The sequence below is a fragment of the Citrobacter sp. Ce129 genome (assembly GCF_030334545.1).
Classification (GTDB): Bacteria; Pseudomonadota; Gammaproteobacteria; order Enterobacterales; family Enterobacteriaceae; genus Citrobacter; species Citrobacter europaeus.
The window spans coordinates 649,332-667,679 of sequence record NZ_JAOWDS010000073.1 but is presented as its reverse complement, the minus strand read 5'-3'; the positions used below and the strand labels follow the sequence as shown (position 1 = coordinate 667,679).

The window sequence follows — 18,348 nt, the reverse complement described above, 5'->3', positions numbered from 1 at the left end:
TCCCGCAGACTAACGACATCCCTTGTCGTTGTGTATAGAATATTCCCCCGAAGTTTTAGGTTGGCACCGACAGGTTGCCACGGCACACGAAACAGCGTTGGTTTGTATACAAATGCATTCAAGTGAAGCCAGACGGCTAAGCGAAGTGCGTATATCAGGTCTGTTTCGTGTGCTGAATTGTTGACGCATTCATTTATTGGTATCGCATGAACCCCATCGTAATTAATCGGCTTCAACGGAAGCTGGGCTACACTTTTAATCATCAGGAGCTGTTGCAGCAGGCATTAACTCACCGGAGTGCCAGCAGCAAACATAACGAGCGTTTAGAATTTTTAGGCGACTCTATTTTGAGCTTTGTTATCGCTAATGCGCTGTATCACCGTTTCCCGCGTGTGGATGAAGGTGATATGAGCCGCATGCGCGCAACGCTGGTTCGCGGCAATACGCTGGCTGAATTAGCCCGTGAGTTTGACCTCGGTGAATGTTTACGTTTGGGGCCCGGCGAGCTGAAAAGCGGCGGCTTCCGTCGTGAATCGATCCTGGCGGATACCGTTGAAGCTTTAATTGGCGGCGTCTTCCTCGACAGCGATATTCAAACCGTTGAGCAATTGATCCTGAACTGGTATCAAACTCGTCTGGATGAAATTAGCCCAGGCGACAAACAAAAAGATCCGAAAACGCGCCTGCAGGAATATTTGCAGGGTCGCCACCTGCCTCTACCGTCTTATTTGGTGGTGCAGGTGCGTGGTGAAGCACACGATCAAGAATTTACTATCCACTGCCAGGTCAGCGGCCTGAGTGAACCGGTGGTTGGCACAGGTTCGAGCCGTCGTAAGGCTGAGCAGGCTGCCGCCGAACAGGCGTTGAAAAAACTGGAGCTGGAATGAGTATCGATAAAACTTACTGTGGATTTATTGCCATCGTCGGCCGCCCGAACGTCGGCAAATCCACTCTGTTGAATAATCTGCTTGGGCAGAAGATTTCCATTACCTCACGTAAGGCTCAGACAACACGTCACCGTATTGTTGGCATCCATACCGAAGGCGCGTATCAGGCGATTTATGTTGATACTCCGGGTCTGCATATGGAAGAAAAACGTGCGATCAACCGTCTGATGAACAAAGCGGCGAGCAGCTCTATCGGTGATGTTGAACTGGTTATTTTCGTTGTCGAAGGCACCCGCTGGACGCCGGACGACGAAATGGTGCTCAACAAGCTGCGTGATGGTAAAGCCCCGGTTATTCTGGCTGTGAACAAAGTAGACAACGTTCAGGAAAAAGCCGATCTGCTGCCGCACCTGCAGTTCCTGGCAAGCCAGATGAACTTCCTTGATATCGTACCGATTTCTGCCGAAACCGGCTTGAATGTCGATACCGTTGCGGGCATCGTGCGTAAGCATTTGCCGGAAGCTATTCATCACTTCCCGGAAGATTACATCACCGACCGTTCTCAGCGCTTTATGGCCTCTGAAATCATCCGTGAAAAGCTGATGCGTTTTCTGGGGGCTGAGCTGCCGTACTCCGTTACCGTGGAGATTGAGCGTTTTATCTCCAACGAGCGCGGTGGCTACGACATTAACGGTCTGATCCTCGTTGAACGTGAAGGGCAGAAGAAGATGGTTATTGGCAACAAAGGGGCCAAGATTAAAACCATCGGTATTGAAGCGCGTAAAGACATGCAGGAAATGTTCGAAGCGCCCGTTCACCTCGAACTGTGGGTGAAAGTGAAATCCGGCTGGGCCGATGACGAACGCGCGCTGCGCAGCCTCGGTTACGGCGACGATCTCTGAGAATAACCCCGATGGAGGGCTGGCAACGCGCTTTTGTCCTGCACAGCCGCCCGTGGAGCGAAACCAGTCTCGTGCTGGACGTCTTCACGGAAGAGTCGGGCCGCGTGCGCCTTGTGGCTAAAGGTGCACGTTCCAAACGTTCTAATCTCAAAGGCGCACTCCAGCCTTTTACTCCCTTATTGCTTCGCTTTGGTGGACGTGGTGAGGTCAAAACTTTGCGCAGCGCCGAAGCCGTTTCTCTGGCACTCCCTCTTAGCGGTATCACGCTGTACAGCGGCTTGTATATCAACGAGCTTATTTCTCGCGTTCTTGAGTACGAGACCCGCTTTTCTGAACTCTTTTTCGATTACCTGAACTGTATTCAGGCGCTGGCTGGCGCGACCGGTTCGCCAGAACCTGCGTTACGTCGCTTTGAGCTGGCCTTGCTTGGGCATCTGGGCTACGGCGTTGATTTTACCCACTGTGCGGGTAGCGGCGAGCCGGTAGACGACACCATGACCTATCGCTACCGGGAAGAAAAAGGGTTTATTGCAAGCGTCGTAATTGATAACTCCACCTTTACCGGACGCCATCTGAAAGCACTTGAATCGCGAGAATTTCCGGATGCTGATACGTTGCGCGCCGCGAAACGCTTTACCCGTATGGCGTTAAAGCCGTATCTTGGTGGTAAGCCCCTAAAGAGCCGTGAATTATTCCGGCAGTTTATGCCGAAGCGAAAATAAAATACGAGGATTGTCATGTCCGAATTACTGTTAGGCGTCAACATTGACCACATTGCCACTTTACGTAATGCACGCGGTACCGCATACCCGGATCCGGTTCAGGCAGCGTTTATCGTTGAACAGGCGGGCGCAGACGGTATTACCGTACATCTGCGTGAAGACCGTCGCCATATCACCGACCGTGACGTGCGTATTCTGCGCCAGACGCTGGATACGCGCATGAATCTGGAAATGGCGGTCACCGAAGAGATGCTGGCGATTGCCGTTGAGACTAAGCCGCATTTTTGCTGCCTGGTGCCGGAAAAGCGTCAGGAAGTTACCACTGAAGGTGGTCTGGACGTCGCCGGTCAGCGCGACAAGATGCGCGATGCCTGCCAACGCCTGGCGGACGCAGGTATTCTGGTTTCGCTGTTTATCGACGCCGATGAAGAGCAGATTAAGGCCGCTGCGGAAGTGGGCGCGCCATTTATTGAAATTCACACTGGCTGTTACGCCGATGCGAAAACCGATGCGGAACAGGCCAGTGAACTGGCGCGTATCGCCAAAGCGGCGACTTTTGCGGCCAGCCTTGGCCTGAAGGTGAATGCGGGTCATGGCCTGACGTATCACAACGTTAAAGCCATCGCCCGGATCCCGGAAATGCACGAGCTGAACATTGGCCATGCCATTATCGGGCGCGCAGTGATGAGCGGCCTGAAAGATGCCGTAGTAGAAATGAAACGCCTGATGCTGGAAGCGCGTGGTTAATGGCGATTCTGGGATTAGGTACGGATATCGTGGAGATTGCCCGCATTGAAGCGGTGATCTCCCGTTCCGGCGACCGTCTGGCAAGACGCGTGCTCAGCGACAACGAATGGGCAATCTGGGAGACGCATCAGCAGCCGGTGCGTTTTCTGGCGAAGCGTTTTGCGGTCAAAGAGGCGGCAGCAAAAGCCTTCGGGACGGGTATTCGCAACGGTCTGGCGTTTAATCAGTTTGAGGTCTTTAACGACGAACTCGGTAAGCCGCGTCTGCGGTTATGGGGGGAGGCGTTAAAACTGGCGGAAAAACTCGGCGTCGCACATATGCATGTGACGCTGGCCGATGAGCGTCACTACGCCTGCGCCACGGTGATTATCGAAAGTTAGATACAGGACATTGCCGGATGGCGACGCGGTTATAGTTTATCGGCGTGGTGCATCAGCACAAACTTATCCCACAACTGCTCTTCTGTTTCGACGTGTGCCGGATCTTTCAAAATAGTATTGGGGATCGGGCACACCTTCTGGCAGGTTGGCGTGTCGTAATGGCCTACGCATTCCGTACACTTGTCGCTGTTAATCTCGTAAATGCTGTCACCCATCGAAATCGCCTCATTCGGGCATTCGGGCTCGCACATATCGCAATTGATGCATTTTTTAGTGATTAACAGGGCCATCAGGAAACTCTCAAAACATCACAAATCGGGCGGGCATTATACGCGCATTCTTTGCTCAGACCAGTTTTTTTACCAGTGCTTCGCTGTGGCGAATACGTTCCGGGGCATGTTCCAGATCCTGCTGCACCAGCGCCATAAACAGTAAATCAGTGAGCATCATTTGCGCGTGGGTGGAGGAAATCGCTGCGCTGCGTGTGGCCTGCTCCTCAGCAATCGTATACAGACAATGACTTGCCCGTTGCTGCAGGGCGTTTGGTGTAAATCCGGTGATGGCGAGAATTTTGGCTCCGGTGCGCAATGTTTCGTCCGCAGCCAGGTTGAGCTCGCGCCGCTCTCCGGTATACGAAATGGCCAGCAGTAGATCATTGGGCGAAAGCGCCTGCACCGCTGCCAGCAGGGCGTGCATATCGCGTTCTACCACCGCGTTAAAACCAATCTTCAGCAGCTTCCAGGCAAAATTCTGCGCAACCAGACCCGATGCGCCAATCCCGGTTACGATAATGCGTCGGGCTGAGCGCAGCATCGTGACGCTCTCCATCAGTTTCTCTTCGCTGTTGACGTCCAGCGTCGCATGCATCGCCGCCACATTCTCTTTAATCAGCTTCTCGCCCACCATCCGCATGGGGTCGTCACCGCGAATCTGATTATGCACCGGAATGGAATGGGGATTGGGGTTGCTGGCCAACGCTTCGCTGATCGCCAGTTTCAATGCCGGAAACCCTTTAAAACCCATCTTTTGTGCGAACTTCACCACGCTGGACTGGCTGACGCCCGCTTCAAAAGCCAACTGCTGTGAGCTGAGATGACGCGCAGTATCCGGCTGAGCAAGAAGATAATCCGCAAGTTTTTTATCGCTTTGCGCGAGGTCCGGGTAACGCTGACGAATGCGAATTAAACAGTTCATGCTGTCTCCTGGCGAAAACGTGATGGCGATTACAAAACAAAATTTCACTCGCCTGGATGAATATAATATTCCATTATGACAGATTATTATGAATTAAAAATTCCTAAGGACCAAAAATGAATCTCGGTGCATTAGTTTCAGAAACCCGCAATCCACAGACCATGGATCTGGATGCGCTCTCCACGCTGGAGTTGGTTCATCGTTTTAATCAACAGGATACGCTGGTAGCACAAGCAGTAAAAGCAACTCTGCCTCAAGTTGCGCGCGCGGTCGACGCGGCAGCTGACGCGCTCAAAGCCGGAGGACGCATTATTTACATGGGCGCAGGTACCAGCGGGCGTCTTGGGGTGCTGGACGCGTCTGAATGCCCGCCGACCTTTGGCGTCCCGCATGGTCTGGTGGTCGGGCTGATTGCTGGCGGACCGGGCGCGCTGCTGAAGGCGGTAGAAGGCGCAGAAGATAACCCGCAGTTAGGTGAAGACGATCTGCGTGCGCTCAATCTTACCGCACAGGATCTGGTGGTGGGGCTGGCAGCTTCTGGTCGCACACCGTATGTGATTGGCGGGCTGAAATATGCGCGTTCGGTGGGTTGTACGACGGCGGCGATTTCCTGCAATCCAGATTCCCCTATCGCGCATGAAGCGGATATTGCCATTTCTCCGGTAGTGGGGCCTGAGGCGTTGACTGGATCAACGCGACTGAAATCTGGTACCGCGCAAAAGCTGGTGCTCAATATGATCTCCACCGGTGCGATGGTGAAATTTGGCAAGGTATACCAGAACCTGATGGTGGATATGCAGGCTACCAACGTCAAGCTGGTCGATCGGGCATGTCGCATGGTGGTTGAAGCCACCGGCATCGCGCGTGAACAGGCGCAGGCGCTGCTAAAGCAGACCGATTTTGATGTTAAGCCGGCTATTTTAATGGCGCTCACCGGCCTTGATGCCGCCGCCGCCCGCGAAAAACTTGCCGCTCACCAGGGTTTTTTACGCGCGGCGTTAGAACACTAAGAGGTGTATATGGATAAGACGGCGGTGCTGGCCAGCGACATTCTGCTGGGCGTTGGCGGAGAAAAGAATATTCTGCGCCTGGAAAACTGTATGACCCGCGTCAGAGTGGAAGTTCAGGATGACGGACAGATTGATATCTCTCGCCTCAGGCAACTGCCCGGTGTTAGCGGTTACGTGAAGCAGGGCGCACAGCACCAGATTATCGTCGGTCCCGGTAAAGCCGCCAAAGTGGTGGATGCTATGCGTTCCCTGATTGCCGATGGCGGCGAGCGAGCAGACGCCAATGATATCGAGCGCACGAAGTCAGAGGCCAAAGCGAAGTACAAAGCACCCATGAGCGATGCGCTGCGCAAGCTGGCGAACGTCTTTATCCCTCTTATTCCGGCGTTTATCGCCTCCGGTTTGATTACCGGCATTATTAACATCCTTAAGCGACCGGACATCGTCGGGGATTTTGCTACCCACTATCCGAATATGCTGGGTCTGATGGGCATATTCGGCAGCGCCGTGTTTGCCATCATGAATATTCTGGTTGGGGTGAATACCGCCAAAGTCTTCGGCGGCTCTCTGGCGATGGGGGGGGTGATGGCGGGGATCCTCTCCAGTCCGCAGCTGGCGCAAATTACCCTGTTTGGCGAAGCGCTGCAGCCGGGGCGCGGCGGAGTGATCGCGGTACTACTGGTGGTGGCGCTGATGTGCTGGATCGAACGCAAATTCCGCGTGCTGTTGCCGGAATCGCTGGAGCTGATCCTTAACCCGCTGCTGACTACTATCATTACCGGAATCATCGCGATTGTAGCGCTGCAACCGCTTGGCGGCTGGATTTCTGAATCTATCGCTCACGGTGCATCCTGGGCTATCGATCGCGGCGGCTTCCTGGTCGGTGCCGTGCTGGCGGGAACCTTTCTGCCGTTGGTGCTTACCGGGCTTCATCAGGGGTTGGTACCTATTCACGTTGAGCTGGTTCAGGCGCACGGTTATAACGCGCTCTTTCCTATCCTGGCGATGGCGGGGGTAGGGCAAATAGGTGCTGCGATTGCGGTTTTGATGAAAACCCGCAATGCGCGGCTAAAGAAAGTGATCAAAGGGGCGCTGCCGGTCGGACTGCTGGGGATTGGCGAGCCGCTGATTTTTGGTGTCACGCTGCCGTTGGGTAAGCCGTTTATCGGCGCTTGCCTTGGCGGAGCGGTAGGCGGGGCGCTGATTAGCTACTGGAAGGTAGCGACGGTCATCACCTTTGGCATCTCCGGATTACCGCTGGCACTGACGATTGTTGCCGGAAAAGTGATGTTCTATCTGTTAGGCTATCTGGTAGCAGTTATCGCCGGGTTCCTGTTTACCTGGCTATTGGGGTTCAACGATCCAGAGGAATAAGGTTTGACCAATCACCAGCGCCGCGTTGTCTTTTTTGATTTAGATGGCACGTTACACCAGCAGGATATGTTCGGTAGTTTCATTCGTTATCTGCTGCGACGCCAGCCGCTGAATGCGCTGCTTGTGCTGCCTTTGTTACCGGTGATTGCGCTGGCGTTGTTGATAAAAGGACGCGCCGCGCGCTGGCCAATGAGCCTGCTGCTGTGGGGATGCACATTTGGTCGTAGCGAGGCGCGTCTGAAAGCGCATCAGGCCGAATTTGTGCGCTGGTTTCGTGGTAACGTGACGGCGTTTCCGCTCGTGCAACAGCGGCTGACAACTTACCTGTTAAGCTCTGACGCTGATATCTGGCTTATCACCGGCTCCCCGCAGTCACTGGTCGAGCAGGTTTACTTCGACACGCCGTGGTTACCCCGTGTCAATCTGATCGCCAGCAAAATGGCGCGGGGATACGGCGGATGGGTGTTGCCTCTGCGCTGCCTGGGCCATGAGAAAGTGACGCAGCTTGAACGCCACATTGGCGCGCCGTTACAGCTATACAGTGGCTACAGCGACAGTAATCAGGACAATCCGCTGCTCTCTTTTTGCCAGCACCGCTGGCGCGTCACGCCGCGCGGAGAACTGCAACAACTCGAATGAAGCCAACGCACATGCAATTTAAAGCATGACGGGTATAATGCGTCCGCTTTTATTAGTGGAGTAACCTCTTTGTCTGAAGTTGAATTTAGTCACGAATACTGGATGCGTCATGCTTTAACGCTGGCTAAGCGCGCCTGGGATGAGCGTGAAGTCCCGGTGGGCGCGGTATTGGTACATAACAACCGTGTGATTGGCGAAGGCTGGAACCGTCCGATTGGTCACCATGATCCGACTGCCCACGCTGAAATTATGGCGCTGCGTCAGGGTGGCCTGGTGCTGCAAAATTACCGACTGTTGGAAGCCACGCTGTACGTCACTCTGGAACCGTGCGTGATGTGTGCAGGTGCGATGGTGCACAGTCGTATTGGTCGGGTCGTTTTTGGCGCGCGCGATGCGAAAACCGGAGCTGCCGGGTCATTAATGGATGTGCTGCATCACCCTGGAATGAATCATCGGGTTGAAGTGACAGAGGGGGTACTGCGGGATGAATGCGCCACGCTGCTCAGCGATTTCTTCCGCATGCGTCGTCAGGAAATTAAAGCCCTGAAAAAATCCGCCAGTTTGTAAATGTCGCTCTGATTGCCTGATGACGCTGCGCTTATCAGCGCCACCAGGACTACTTATCCTCTTTTTTCTGCGGTGAAAACAGCAGGGAAGGCGAGTGCGACAGGTAGTTTGACGACGTCTGAGACAGAAACGCCGAAAGCGGGAATTCATCTTTACCTAATAGCTCTGCTGGTGTTACAGCCGGGTAATCTTGCGCCAGTTGCTGCGTTTCCAGCGCCTGTTTCTCCTTCTCCTGCAGATACCCCACCAGGCTAATCTGGTATTTACGGATGTTTTCTACATAGGCGTAGGCTTCGTGGCCGCGCGCATAACCATAGGTCAGCTTGTTGTAATACGGCTTTTGGCTGAGCAGCGGCAGTCGTTGTTTTACGTCGGACCAGCTATTCGGATTGCCTTTGGTTTTCACCGTCAGCGCCCGTGCATCCAGCATGTGCGCATAACCCATGTTATAGGCTGCGAGCGCAAACCAGATGCGTTCCCCTTCGGGGACGGTATCCGGCACTTTACTCATCATGTCCTGCAAATATCGCGCGCCGCCGCTAATGCTTTGTTCAGCATCTGTACGGTCGGTCAGCCCGAGACTTTGAGCAGTATTTTTGGTCAGCATCATCAGTCCGCGTACGCCGGTTGGGGATGTGGCCTGCGCGTCCCAGTGTGATTCCTGATACGAGATAGCGGCGAGCAGTCGCCAGTCTATCTCTTGCGCATATTTCTCAAACAGCGGCTTAAGGTCTGGCAACACGCTGTCTACGGCGCGCAAAAAGGTGCGGGTATCAACATAGTCAAAATCATCGCCATGCCCGAGATATTTCTCTTCCAGCCGTGCCAGAGAACCGTCTTCATTCATGGTGTTGAAGAAATCCAGCAGGGCGGCAGAAAGCGTATTGTCATCGTCCAGACGACTAAACCAGGTCACCGGCTGTTCGTCAGAGACGTCCAACGCCACGGCCAGCTCAGGGTGTACGCGTTGGTATAAGCTGATGGCGACGGAATCGGCAATGGTGTAATCCAGCTTTCCGGCGATAACATCATCAAGCAGTTCAGTCGTGCCCTTTTTGTCGTCAACCTTCCAGCTCAGCTCGGGGAATTTTTTCTCTTTAAGCAACTGGAGATCGTTAACCACCACGTGCCCCGGGGCGATGGTCAGTTGATTTTCGTTCACGGTGGCAAGCGTGCGTGGGCGGTATTGCCCAACCCGATACACCAACTGTTGTGAAACCGAATAATAGGTCGGGCCGGGCTGATAATTTTTCACCCGTTCGCTGTTATAGACCAGGCCTGCGGCTAACAGATCGGCATTACCGTTATCGAGGTCGTCAAAAAGCTGGCTGATATTCTGGCGCACGGTGACTTTTAACTTCACGCCTAAGTAGTTGGCGAACTCCTGGGCCAGTTCATAATCCAGACCGAATTTTTTGCCGTTGAGGGTCGCGTAAGTTAACGGTGAGTCGATGGTACTGACGCGCAGCTCTCCCCGCGACTGAATGGCGGCGATACGATTTTCGGCTTTACCGAACCAGGGAATTGATGGCCAGAGGGCCGCTGCCAACAACAGCGTTAATATGCCGATGAACAGATAATTAATCTTTAATTTTTTCAATTAGTTAATTCTCTGAACCGTACGTTGTCTCTGCCTGCTGTGGTGTTGATTAAGAAGTGAAGTCGTCATTAATGAGCGGCATTTTGCTTAAACTTGCGTCAGTTGGCAACTTATTCAGAAACCAGACCGCATTTGATGATAAGAGAAGGTCGTGATTTTATTTCGACGCAAACGGTTTCGTCGGCGCGGTAGATTCTTTATAATGACGCCCGTTTCCCCACTTGGGCACACCGAAAGCTTAGAAGACGAGAGACTTATGATGGAAATTCTGCGTGGTTCACCTGCACTGTCTGCATTCCGTATTAACAAACTGCTGGCACGTTTTCAGGCTGCCAACCTCCAGGTCCACAATATTTACGCCGAGTACGTCCATTTTGCCGATCTGAATGCACCGTTGAATGAGGATGAGCACGCTCAGCTTGCACGCCTGCTGAAATATGGTCCTGCTCTGCACAGCCACGCCCCTGAAGGCAAACTGCTGCTGGTTACCCCTCGCCCCGGCACCATCTCCCCGTGGTCTTCTAAAGCGACTGATATTGCCCATAACTGCGGCCTGCAACAGATTAGCCGTCTGGAACGTGGTATTGCCTGGTATGTCGAAGCCTCGACGCTGACCGCTGAGCAATGGCAGATGGTTGCCGATGAACTGCACGACCGCATGATGGAAACGGTTTTTTCTGCATTGAACGATGCCGAAAAACTGTTTGTTCATCATCAGCCTGCGCCGGTTTCCAGCGTTGATCTGCTGGGTGAGGGACGCCAGGCGCTGATCGACGCTAACCTGCGTCTGGGTCTGGCGCTGGCGGAAGACGAAATCGACTATCTGCAGGATGCGTTCACCAAACTGGGGCGCAACCCGAACGACATTGAACTGTACATGTTTGCGCAGGCCAACTCCGAGCACTGTCGCCACAAGATTTTCAACGCCGACTGGATCATCGACGGTAAACAGCAGCCGAAGTCGCTGTTCAAGATGATCAAAAATACATTCGAAACCACGCCGGACCACGTTCTGTCTGCCTATAAAGACAACGCCGCGGTAATGGAAGGTTCCGAAGTGGGCCGCTATTTTGCCGACCACAAAACGGGTCGCTACGATTTCCATCAGGAGCCAGCCCACATCCTGATGAAGGTTGAAACTCACAACCACCCGACGGCTATCTCTCCGTGGCCGGGCGCGGCAACCGGATCCGGCGGTGAAATCCGCGACGAGGGCGCAACGGGTCGCGGTGCAAAACCGAAAGCCGGGCTGGTGGGCTTCTCCGTTTCCAACCTGCGTATTCCTGGCTTTGAACAGCCGTGGGAAGAAGACTTTGGTAAGCCGGACCGTATTGTTACCGCGCTGGATATCATGACCGAAGGGCCACTGGGCGGCGCGGCGTTTAACAACGAGTTTGGTCGCCCGGCGCTGACCGGCTACTTCCGTACCTATGAAGAGAAAGTGAACAGCCACAACGGCGAAGAGCTGCGTGGCTACCATAAACCGATCATGCTGGCGGGCGGGATCGGTAACATCCGCGCCGATCACGTGCAGAAAGGTGAGATCGTCGTTGGCGCTAAGCTTATCGTCCTTGGCGGTCCGGCGATGAACATCGGTCTTGGTGGCGGGGCTGCTTCCTCTATGGCTTCCGGCCAGTCTGATGCCGATCTGGATTTCGCTTCCGTGCAGCGTGACAACCCTGAGATGGAACGTCGTTGCCAGGAAGTTATCGACCGCTGCTGGCAGATGGGCGATGCGAACCCGATCCTGTTTATCCACGACGTGGGCGCGGGCGGCCTGTCTAACGCTATGCCGGAGCTGGTCAGTGATGGCGGTCGCGGCGGTAAGTTCCAACTGCGCGATATTCTTAGCGACGAGCCGGGCATGAGCCCGCTGGAAATCTGGTGCAACGAATCCCAGGAGCGCTACGTGCTGGCGGTTGCCGCCGACCAGTTGCCGCTGTTTGATGAACTGTGTAAGCGTGAGCGCGCGCCGTATGCGGTGATCGGTGAAGCCACCGAAGAACAGCATCTCACGCTCAGCGACAGCCACTTCAACAACCAGCCGATCGACATGCCGCTCGATGTGCTGCTTGGTAAAACGCCGAAGATGACCCGCGATGTGCAGACGCTGAAAGCCAAAGGCGATGCCCTGAATCGTGGCGAAATCTCGATTGCAGATGCGGTTAACCGCGTGCTGCATCTGCCGACTGTTGCAGAGAAAACGTTCCTCGTGACTATCGGCGACCGTACCGTTACCGGCATGGTGGCGCGTGACCAGATGGTTGGTCCGTGGCAGATTCCGGTCGCCAACTGCGCGGTCACTACCGCAAGCCTGGATAGTTATTACGGTGAAGCGATGTCTCTCGGCGAGCGTGCGCCGGTTGCATTACTGGATTTCTCGGCCTCTGCGTGTCTGGCGGTAGGTGAAGCGCTGACCAACATTGCGGCAACGCAGATTGGCGATATCAAACGCATTAAACTTTCGGCTAACTGGATGGCGGCTGCGGGTCATCCTGGTGAAGATGCCGGCCTGTACGAAGCGGTAAAAGCCGTTGGGGAAGAATTATGTCCGGCGCTTGGCCTGACCATTCCGGTGGGCAAAGACTCTATGTCGATGAAAACCCGCTGGCAGCAAGGTAATGAACAGCGTGAAATGACCTCACCACTGTCGCTGGTGATCACCGCCTTTGCCCGCGTGGAAGACGTGCGCCACACTATTACCCCGCAACTCTCTACCGAAGACAATGCCCTGCTGCTGATTGACCTCGGTCTCGGTAATAATGCGCTGGGGGCTACGGCACTGGCGCAGGTTTACCGTCAACTGGGCGATAAGCCTGCCGATGTGCGTAACGTTGAGCAACTGAAAGGCTTCTACGACGCGATTCAGGCGCTGGTTGCTGCGCGTAAGCTGCTGGCCTACCATGACCGTTCCGACGGTGGGCTGCTGGTGACGCTGGCTGAAATGGCCTTCGCCGGGCACTGCGGTATTGAGGTTGATATCAGCACTCTGGGCGACGATCGTCTGGCGGCGCTGTTTAACGAAGAGCTGGGCGCGGTTATCCAGGTTCGCGCTGCTGAGCGTGAAGCGGTAGAAGCGACTCTGGCTGCTCACGGGCTGGCGGATTGCGTGCACTATCTTGGTCAGGCGGTAACGGGTGATCGTTTCACTCTGAGCGCCAATGGTCAGAATGTGTTCAGCGAAAGCCGCACACAGCTTCGTATGTGGTGGGCGGAAACCACCTGGCAGATGCAGCGTCTGCGCGATAACCCTGAGTGTGCCGATCAGGAACATGACGCTAAAACTAACGATGCCGATCCAGGCCTCAACGTTAAACTGTCGTTTGATATCAACGAAGATGTTGCCGCGCCGTACATCGCCACCGGTGCGCGTCCAAAAGTGGCCGTACTGCGTGAGCAGGGCGTGAACTCCCACGTTGAAATGGCGGCAGCCTTCCACCGTGCGGGCTTTGACGCCATCGATGTGCATATGAGTGACCTGTTGGGCGGACGCATCGGTCTGGGTAACTTCCAGGCGCTGGTAGCCTGCGGCGGTTTCTCTTACGGCGATGTACTCGGCGCAGGGGAAGGTTGGGCGAAATCGATTCTGTTCAATAACCGCGTCCGTGATGAGTTCGAAACCTTCTTCCATCGTCCGCAAACGCTGGCGCTCGGGGTATGTAACGGTTGTCAGATGATGTCTAACCTGCGTGAACTGATCCCGGGAAGCGACCTGTGGCCGCGTTTTGTGCGTAACCATTCCGACCGCTTTGAAGCGCGCTTCAGCCTGGTCGAAGTGACGCAAAGCCCGTCTTTACTGCTTGCCGATATGGTGGGTTCGATGATGCCGATTGCCGTTTCTCACGGTGAAGGTCGTGTGGAAGTGCGTGACGGCGCGCATCTGGCTCAGCTTGAGAGCAAAGGTCTGGTGGCGCTGCGCTACGTTGATAACTTCGGTAAGGTGACCGAGACCTATCCGGCTAACCCGAACGGTTCGCCAAACGGTATTACAGCCGTTACCACAGAAAATGGTCGCGTCACTATTATGATGCCGCACCCGGAACGCGTGTTCCGTACCGTGAGCAACTCCTGGCATCCGGAAAACTGGGGCGAGGACAGCCCGTGGATGCGTATCTTCCGCAACGCGCGTAAACAGCTCGGCTAATTAGTTCAATCGTCATCAAGCCCCTCTCCGTGAGGGGCTTTTTTGTGTTGTAGGCTGGATAAGGCGCTTTTGTTGCCATCCGGCAATAAACTCAGCGCTTACGCCTAAAAGCAAAGTGTCGGGAAATCCCGACATGGGTGGGGGTGAGTTGTCGCCAAAAAGAGACATTTAATTATTTGATTTAAAATGAGTTTGTTTTTAATCGCTACAGGTGTTGCTGATTGGCGACATAAAGAGTAAAAAACAGCCAAAATCATTTTTCATATGAATAATCACATTTTCCATATTTATCATTGTGTTAATAAAGTGTTTTGAATATTGGCACAGATGCTGCATAATATCGCTCAGTGGCTCATTCACCTTCTTATGTCAGCCCCTTCGGGACGTGCTACATAAACTTCGAATGACGCACAACAAGGTGCCTGCCGTCCAACATCTGATATTAGCGTTGCTCATATCAACCTTCGGGCGAAACGTCGAGTTAGGCACCGCCTTATTTCACAACAAAGCCGGGTTGATCCCGGCTTTGTTGTATCTGGCGTTCCCCTCAGTTAGCATCAACCTATTCCTGTCCATTGAGAGTAACGCCTTGAAGCGCTGGTCAGTTTTCCCCCGATCTTTACGTCAATTGGTGACGTTGGCATTTTTGCTTATCCTGCTGCCGTTGTTAGTTTTGGCCTGGCAGGCGTGGCAAAGTCTGAATGCCCTGAGCGCGCAGGCGGCGCTGACGAACCGCACCACGCTGATTGACGCCAGACGCAGCGAAGCGATGACCAATGCCGCGCTGGAGATGGAGCGTAGCTACCGGCAATATTGTGTGCTGGATGACCCCACGCTGGCGAAGGTTTATCAGAGTCAGCGTAAACGCTACAGCGACATGCTGGATGCGCATGCGGGCGTGTTGCCAGACACCAAGCTTTATCAGGCGCTGCGTCAGGACATTAACGATCTCGCGCAGTTGCAGTGCAATAACAGCGGTCCTGACAGTGTGGCGGCCGCGCGGCTGGAAGCGTTCGCCAGTGCCAACACCGACATGGTACAAGCGACGCGCACCGTCGTCTTTTCTCGTGGGCAGCAGCTCCAGCAGGAAATAGCCGAACGTGGGCAGTTCTTTGGCTGGCAGGCACTGGTGCTGTTTCTGGTCAGCCTGGCGATGGTGTTGCTGTTTACCCGCATGATAATCGGTCCGGTGAAGGGCATAGAAAAAATGATTAATCGTCTGGGAGAAGGGCGCTCGCTGGGCGATAGCGTATTATTTACCGGCCCCCGGGAGCTGCGTTCCGTGGGGCAGCGCATTATCTGGCTGAGCGAACGTCTTTCCTGGCTTGAGTCGCAACGGCATCAGTTTTTACGCCATCTTTCCCATGAATTGAAAACGCCGTTGGCGAGCATGCGTGAAGGGACCGAACTGTTAGCCGATCAGGTGGTTGGACCGTTAACGCCGGAGCAAAAAGAGGTGGTCGGTATTCTCGATGACAGTAGCCGCAACCTGCAAAAGCTGATTGAACAGCTTCTTGATTACAACCGCAAGCTGGCGGATGACGAGGTTGAGCTTGAAAGTGTGGAAATCGCGCCGCTGGTGGAAAGCGTTGTTTCTGCGCACAGCCTGCCCGCTCGCGCCAAAATGATACATACTGATGTTGCGCTTGCGGTGAACGCCTGTCTGGCAGAACCGATGCTATTAATGAGCGTACTGGACAATCTTTATTCCAATGCGGTGCACTACGGCGCTGAATCCGGTAACATTTGGATCCGCAGCAGTTTGCATGGCTCAATGGTATACATTGATGTAATGAATACCGGCACTCCGATTCCAGAAGCAGAACAGGCCATGATCTTCGAGCCTTTTTTCCAGGGTAGCCATCAGCGAAAAGGGGCGGTAAAAGGAAGCGGGTTGGGGCTGAGCATTGCCAGAGATTGTATCCGCCGTATGCGGGGCAAACTGTATCTGGTTGATGACCATGCGCAAAATGTTTGTTTTCGCATAGAATTGCCGCTATCTGCTGCGAAAAATCACTAAAATAAACCTAAGTCTGGTGAGTATGCCATACGTTGTTGTCCGAATGCTTAAACGACATTTTTTCCGCCGCGTCATCCTCGCAAGCCTGCCGTGCCTGGCGCTGGTAGGTTGCGTTCCGAACGCGGTGAATCATATTATCGGCGACCCCTCGCAGGAGAAAATTCCGCCTCATCAACTGGCGGACTACCTGGCAACCGACTGTAGCGATATCTGGTCGCTGTCTGGTCAGCCCACAGACACCAATCCGCTGTACTGGCTGCGGGCGATGGATTGCGCCAATCGCCTGATGCCGGTACAGGCGCGCAGTGAAGCCAGTATGATGGTGCCAGATACCTGGCAGGGGGCTTTCAGGCGCGGGATCCTGCTCGATAACGCCAATATTACGCCACCTGAAAGACGGGAGGCTGTTACGCGCCTCGACGCATTAAGCCCGCAAATTCCGCCACAGGTTCGCCCGCTGTATCAGGTCTGGCGCAGCAGCCAGACGTTGCAGCTGCAGCTTGCCGAAGAGCGTATGCGCTACAGCAAGCTGCAGCAAGCGTCAGACAGCGATCTTGATACGCTGCGTGAACAGCAACAGCATTTGCAGTCCCAGCTCGATCTCACGACCCGCAAGCTGGAGAATCTGACCGATATTGAACGCCAGCTTTCCACGCGCAAACCTGCTGGTAGCTATAACCCCGATGCGTCGCACGGGAACGATAAACTCACCCTGCCTGATAACGAGGAAAGCGCAGCGCCGTCTGCTAATGAGGTCACGCCATGATAAGCCGTAAGCCCGCGCATCTGCTGCTGGTGGATGACGATCCAGGCCTGTTGAAATTACTTGGAATGCGACTGACCAGCGAAGGTTATAGCGTCGTGACCGCGGAAAGTGGGCAGGAAGGGTTACGGGTGCTGAACCGTGAAAAAGTGGATCTGGTTATTAGCGATCTGCGTATGGATGAAATGGATGGCATGCAGCTGTTTACTGAAATCCAGAAAGTTCAGCCAGGAATGCCGGTTATTATCCTCACCGCGCACGGCTCCATCCCTGACGCCGTGGCGGCGACGCAGCAAGGAGTGTTCAGCTTTCTCACCAAGCCGGTCGATAAAGACGCGTTGTACCACGCGATCGACGGGGCGCTGGAACAGTCTGCGCCTGCCACTGATGACAGCTGGCGTGAGTCCATCGTCACCCGCAGTCCGCTGATGCTGCGCCTACTGGAACAGGCGCGTATGGTAGCGCAATCGGACGTAAGCGTACTGATCAACGGCCAAAGCGGCACCGGGAAAGAAGTGTTTGCCCAGGCCATTCACAACGCCAGCCCGCGTAGCCACAAGCCTTTTATTGCCATTAACTGCGGTGCGTTGCCGGAACAACTGCTCGAGTCCGAACTGTTTGGTCATGCGCGCGGCGCTTTTACCGGTGCGGTGAGCAATCGTGAAGGGCTGTTTCAGGCCGCGGAGGGTGGGACGCTGTTTCTGGATGAGATTGGCGATATGCCCGCGCCGTTGCAGGTTAAATTGCTGCGCGTATTGCAAGAGCGAAAAGTCCGACCGCTGGGCAGTAACCGCGATATCGACATTGATGTGCGGATCGTGTCCGCCACTCACCGTGATTTACCCAAAGCGATGGCGCGAGGTGAGTTTCGCGAGGACTTGTACTATCGCCTCAACGTGGTGAGCCTGAAGATCCCGGCGCTGGCCGAGCGTACGGAAGATATTCCGCTGCTGGCAAACCATCTACTGCGTCAGTCTGCTGAACGACACAAACCGTTCGTTCGCGCCTTTTCGACCGATGCTATGAAACGGTTAATGACCGCAAGCTGGCCGGGCAACGTGCGTCAGTTGGTTAACGTGATTGAGCAGTGCGTGGCGTTGACCTCTTCGCCGGTAATCAGCGACGCGCTGGTGGAGCAGGCGCTGGAAGGCGAGAACACCGCGCTGCCGACTTTTGTTGAGGCGCGTAACCAGTTTGAGCTCAATTACCTGCGTAAGCTGCTGCAAATCACCAAGGGCAATGTGACCCACGCAGCGCGAATGGCGGGGCGCAACCGCACCGAATTCTATAAATTGCTTTCTCGACATGAGCTGGATGCAAACGACTTTAAAGAGTAGCACCGTAAATACGACTGATTTATGATACGGTGAGCAACCGGTTACGCGATAAAAACGACAGG

The 18,348-nt window shown here is 54.5% G+C and carries 16 protein-coding genes; 13 read left to right on the top strand and 3 right to left on the bottom strand.

What is annotated here, in order from left to right; translation table 11 throughout:
* Positions 1–206: 206 nt before the first annotated feature.
* From rnc to acpS, 5 genes are read left to right on the top strand one after another with little or no spacing between them, the layout of a single operon-like run.
* Positions 207–887 carry a ribonuclease III gene (rnc, locus tag OGV77_RS22675; RefSeq protein WP_003037579.1) on the top strand — a complete coding sequence of 227 codons (681 nt, stop codon included), beginning with the start codon at positions 207–209 and terminating at the stop codon, positions 885–887.
* A complete protein-coding gene (gene era / locus OGV77_RS22670; RefSeq protein WP_080626223.1) occupies positions 884–1,789 on the top strand; it encodes a GTPase Era in 906 nt (301 codons plus the stop codon). The genes rnc and era overlap by 4 nt, the downstream gene beginning before the upstream one ends.
* Positions 1,790–1,800: 11 nt before the next feature.
* Positions 1,801–2,511, top strand: a complete 711-nt coding sequence (gene recO / locus OGV77_RS22665) for a DNA repair protein RecO (protein ID WP_043017220.1) — start codon at positions 1,801–1,803, stop codon at positions 2,509–2,511.
* Positions 2,512–2,526: 15 nt separating this feature from the next.
* The gene (gene pdxJ / locus OGV77_RS22660) at positions 2,527–3,258 is read left to right on the top strand and encodes a pyridoxine 5'-phosphate synthase (protein WP_043017219.1); all 732 of its coding nucleotides are present in this window, start codon (positions 2,527–2,529) and stop codon (positions 3,256–3,258) included.
* Entirely contained in the window at positions 3,258–3,638 is a 381-nt protein-coding gene (gene acpS, locus OGV77_RS22655; RefSeq protein WP_003037588.1) for a holo-ACP synthase, read from the top strand. The genes pdxJ and acpS overlap by 1 nt, the downstream gene beginning before the upstream one ends.
* 29 nt (positions 3,639–3,667) lie before the next feature.
* Here the strand turns inward: acpS and OGV77_RS22650 are convergent, their stop codons facing one another.
* Together OGV77_RS22650 and OGV77_RS22645 are read right to left on the bottom strand one after the other, a co-directional pair.
* On the bottom strand, positions 3,668–3,928 hold the full coding sequence (locus OGV77_RS22650) for a YfhL family 4Fe-4S dicluster ferredoxin (RefSeq protein ID WP_003037590.1): 261 nt from the start codon (positions 3,926–3,928) through the stop codon (positions 3,668–3,670).
* 55 nt (positions 3,929–3,983) lie between these two features.
* Complete coding sequence (locus tag OGV77_RS22645; protein ID WP_043017218.1) at positions 3,984–4,832, bottom strand: MurR/RpiR family transcriptional regulator; 849 nt, start codon at positions 4,830–4,832, stop codon at positions 3,984–3,986.
* A 116-nt stretch (positions 4,833–4,948) separates the two neighbouring features.
* On the opposite strand from OGV77_RS22645, the gene murQ reads away from it, so the two are divergent.
* From murQ to tadA, 4 genes are read left to right on the top strand one after another with little or no spacing between them, the layout of a single operon-like run.
* Positions 4,949–5,842, top strand: a complete 894-nt coding sequence (gene murQ / locus OGV77_RS22640; protein ID WP_087050929.1) for an N-acetylmuramic acid 6-phosphate etherase — start codon at positions 4,949–4,951, stop codon at positions 5,840–5,842.
* A gap of 9 nt (positions 5,843–5,851) precedes the next feature.
* Entirely contained in the window at positions 5,852–7,216 is a 1,365-nt protein-coding gene (locus OGV77_RS22635) for a PTS transporter subunit EIIC (RefSeq protein ID WP_047409465.1), read from the top strand.
* Positions 7,217–7,219: 3 nt separating this feature from the next.
* Positions 7,220–7,855, top strand: a complete 636-nt coding sequence (gene yfhb / locus OGV77_RS22630) for a phosphatidylglycerophosphatase C (protein ID WP_080626226.1) — start codon at positions 7,220–7,222, stop codon at positions 7,853–7,855.
* Between the two features lie 51 nt (positions 7,856–7,906).
* Complete coding sequence (gene tadA / locus OGV77_RS22625; RefSeq protein WP_087050928.1) at positions 7,907–8,422, top strand: tRNA adenosine(34) deaminase TadA; 516 nt, start codon at positions 7,907–7,909, stop codon at positions 8,420–8,422.
* 49 nt (positions 8,423–8,471) lie between these two features.
* On the opposite strand, the gene mltF is transcribed toward tadA, so the two are convergent.
* Entirely contained in the window at positions 8,472–10,022 is a 1,551-nt protein-coding gene (mltF, locus tag OGV77_RS22620) for a membrane-bound lytic murein transglycosylase MltF (RefSeq protein WP_043017214.1), read from the bottom strand.
* A gap of 256 nt (positions 10,023–10,278) precedes the next feature.
* Between mltF and purL the strand changes: the two genes are divergently transcribed.
* From purL to glrR, 4 genes are all read left to right on the top strand, one after another.
* Positions 10,279–14,166 (top strand): phosphoribosylformylglycinamidine synthase, encoded by a 3,888-nt coding sequence (gene purL, locus OGV77_RS22615; RefSeq protein ID WP_286502979.1) that lies wholly within the window; start codon positions 10,279–10,281, stop codon positions 14,164–14,166.
* A 589-nt stretch (positions 14,167–14,755) separates the two neighbouring features.
* Positions 14,756–16,186 carry a two component system sensor histidine kinase QseE/GlrK gene (qseE, locus tag OGV77_RS22610; protein WP_105179687.1) on the top strand — a complete coding sequence of 477 codons (1,431 nt, stop codon included), beginning with the start codon at positions 14,756–14,758 and terminating at the stop codon, positions 16,184–16,186.
* 22 nt (positions 16,187–16,208) lie between these two features.
* Positions 16,209–16,952 (top strand): two-component system QseEF-associated lipoprotein QseG, encoded by a 744-nt coding sequence (gene qseG / locus OGV77_RS22605; protein ID WP_087050927.1) that lies wholly within the window; start codon positions 16,209–16,211, stop codon positions 16,950–16,952.
* Complete coding sequence (gene glrR, locus OGV77_RS22600; protein ID WP_304502307.1) at positions 16,952–18,286, top strand: two-component system response regulator GlrR; 1,335 nt, start codon at positions 16,952–16,954, stop codon at positions 18,284–18,286. Before qseG ends, glrR begins: the two co-directional genes overlap by 1 nt.
* Positions 18,287–18,348 lie beyond the last annotated feature (62 nt).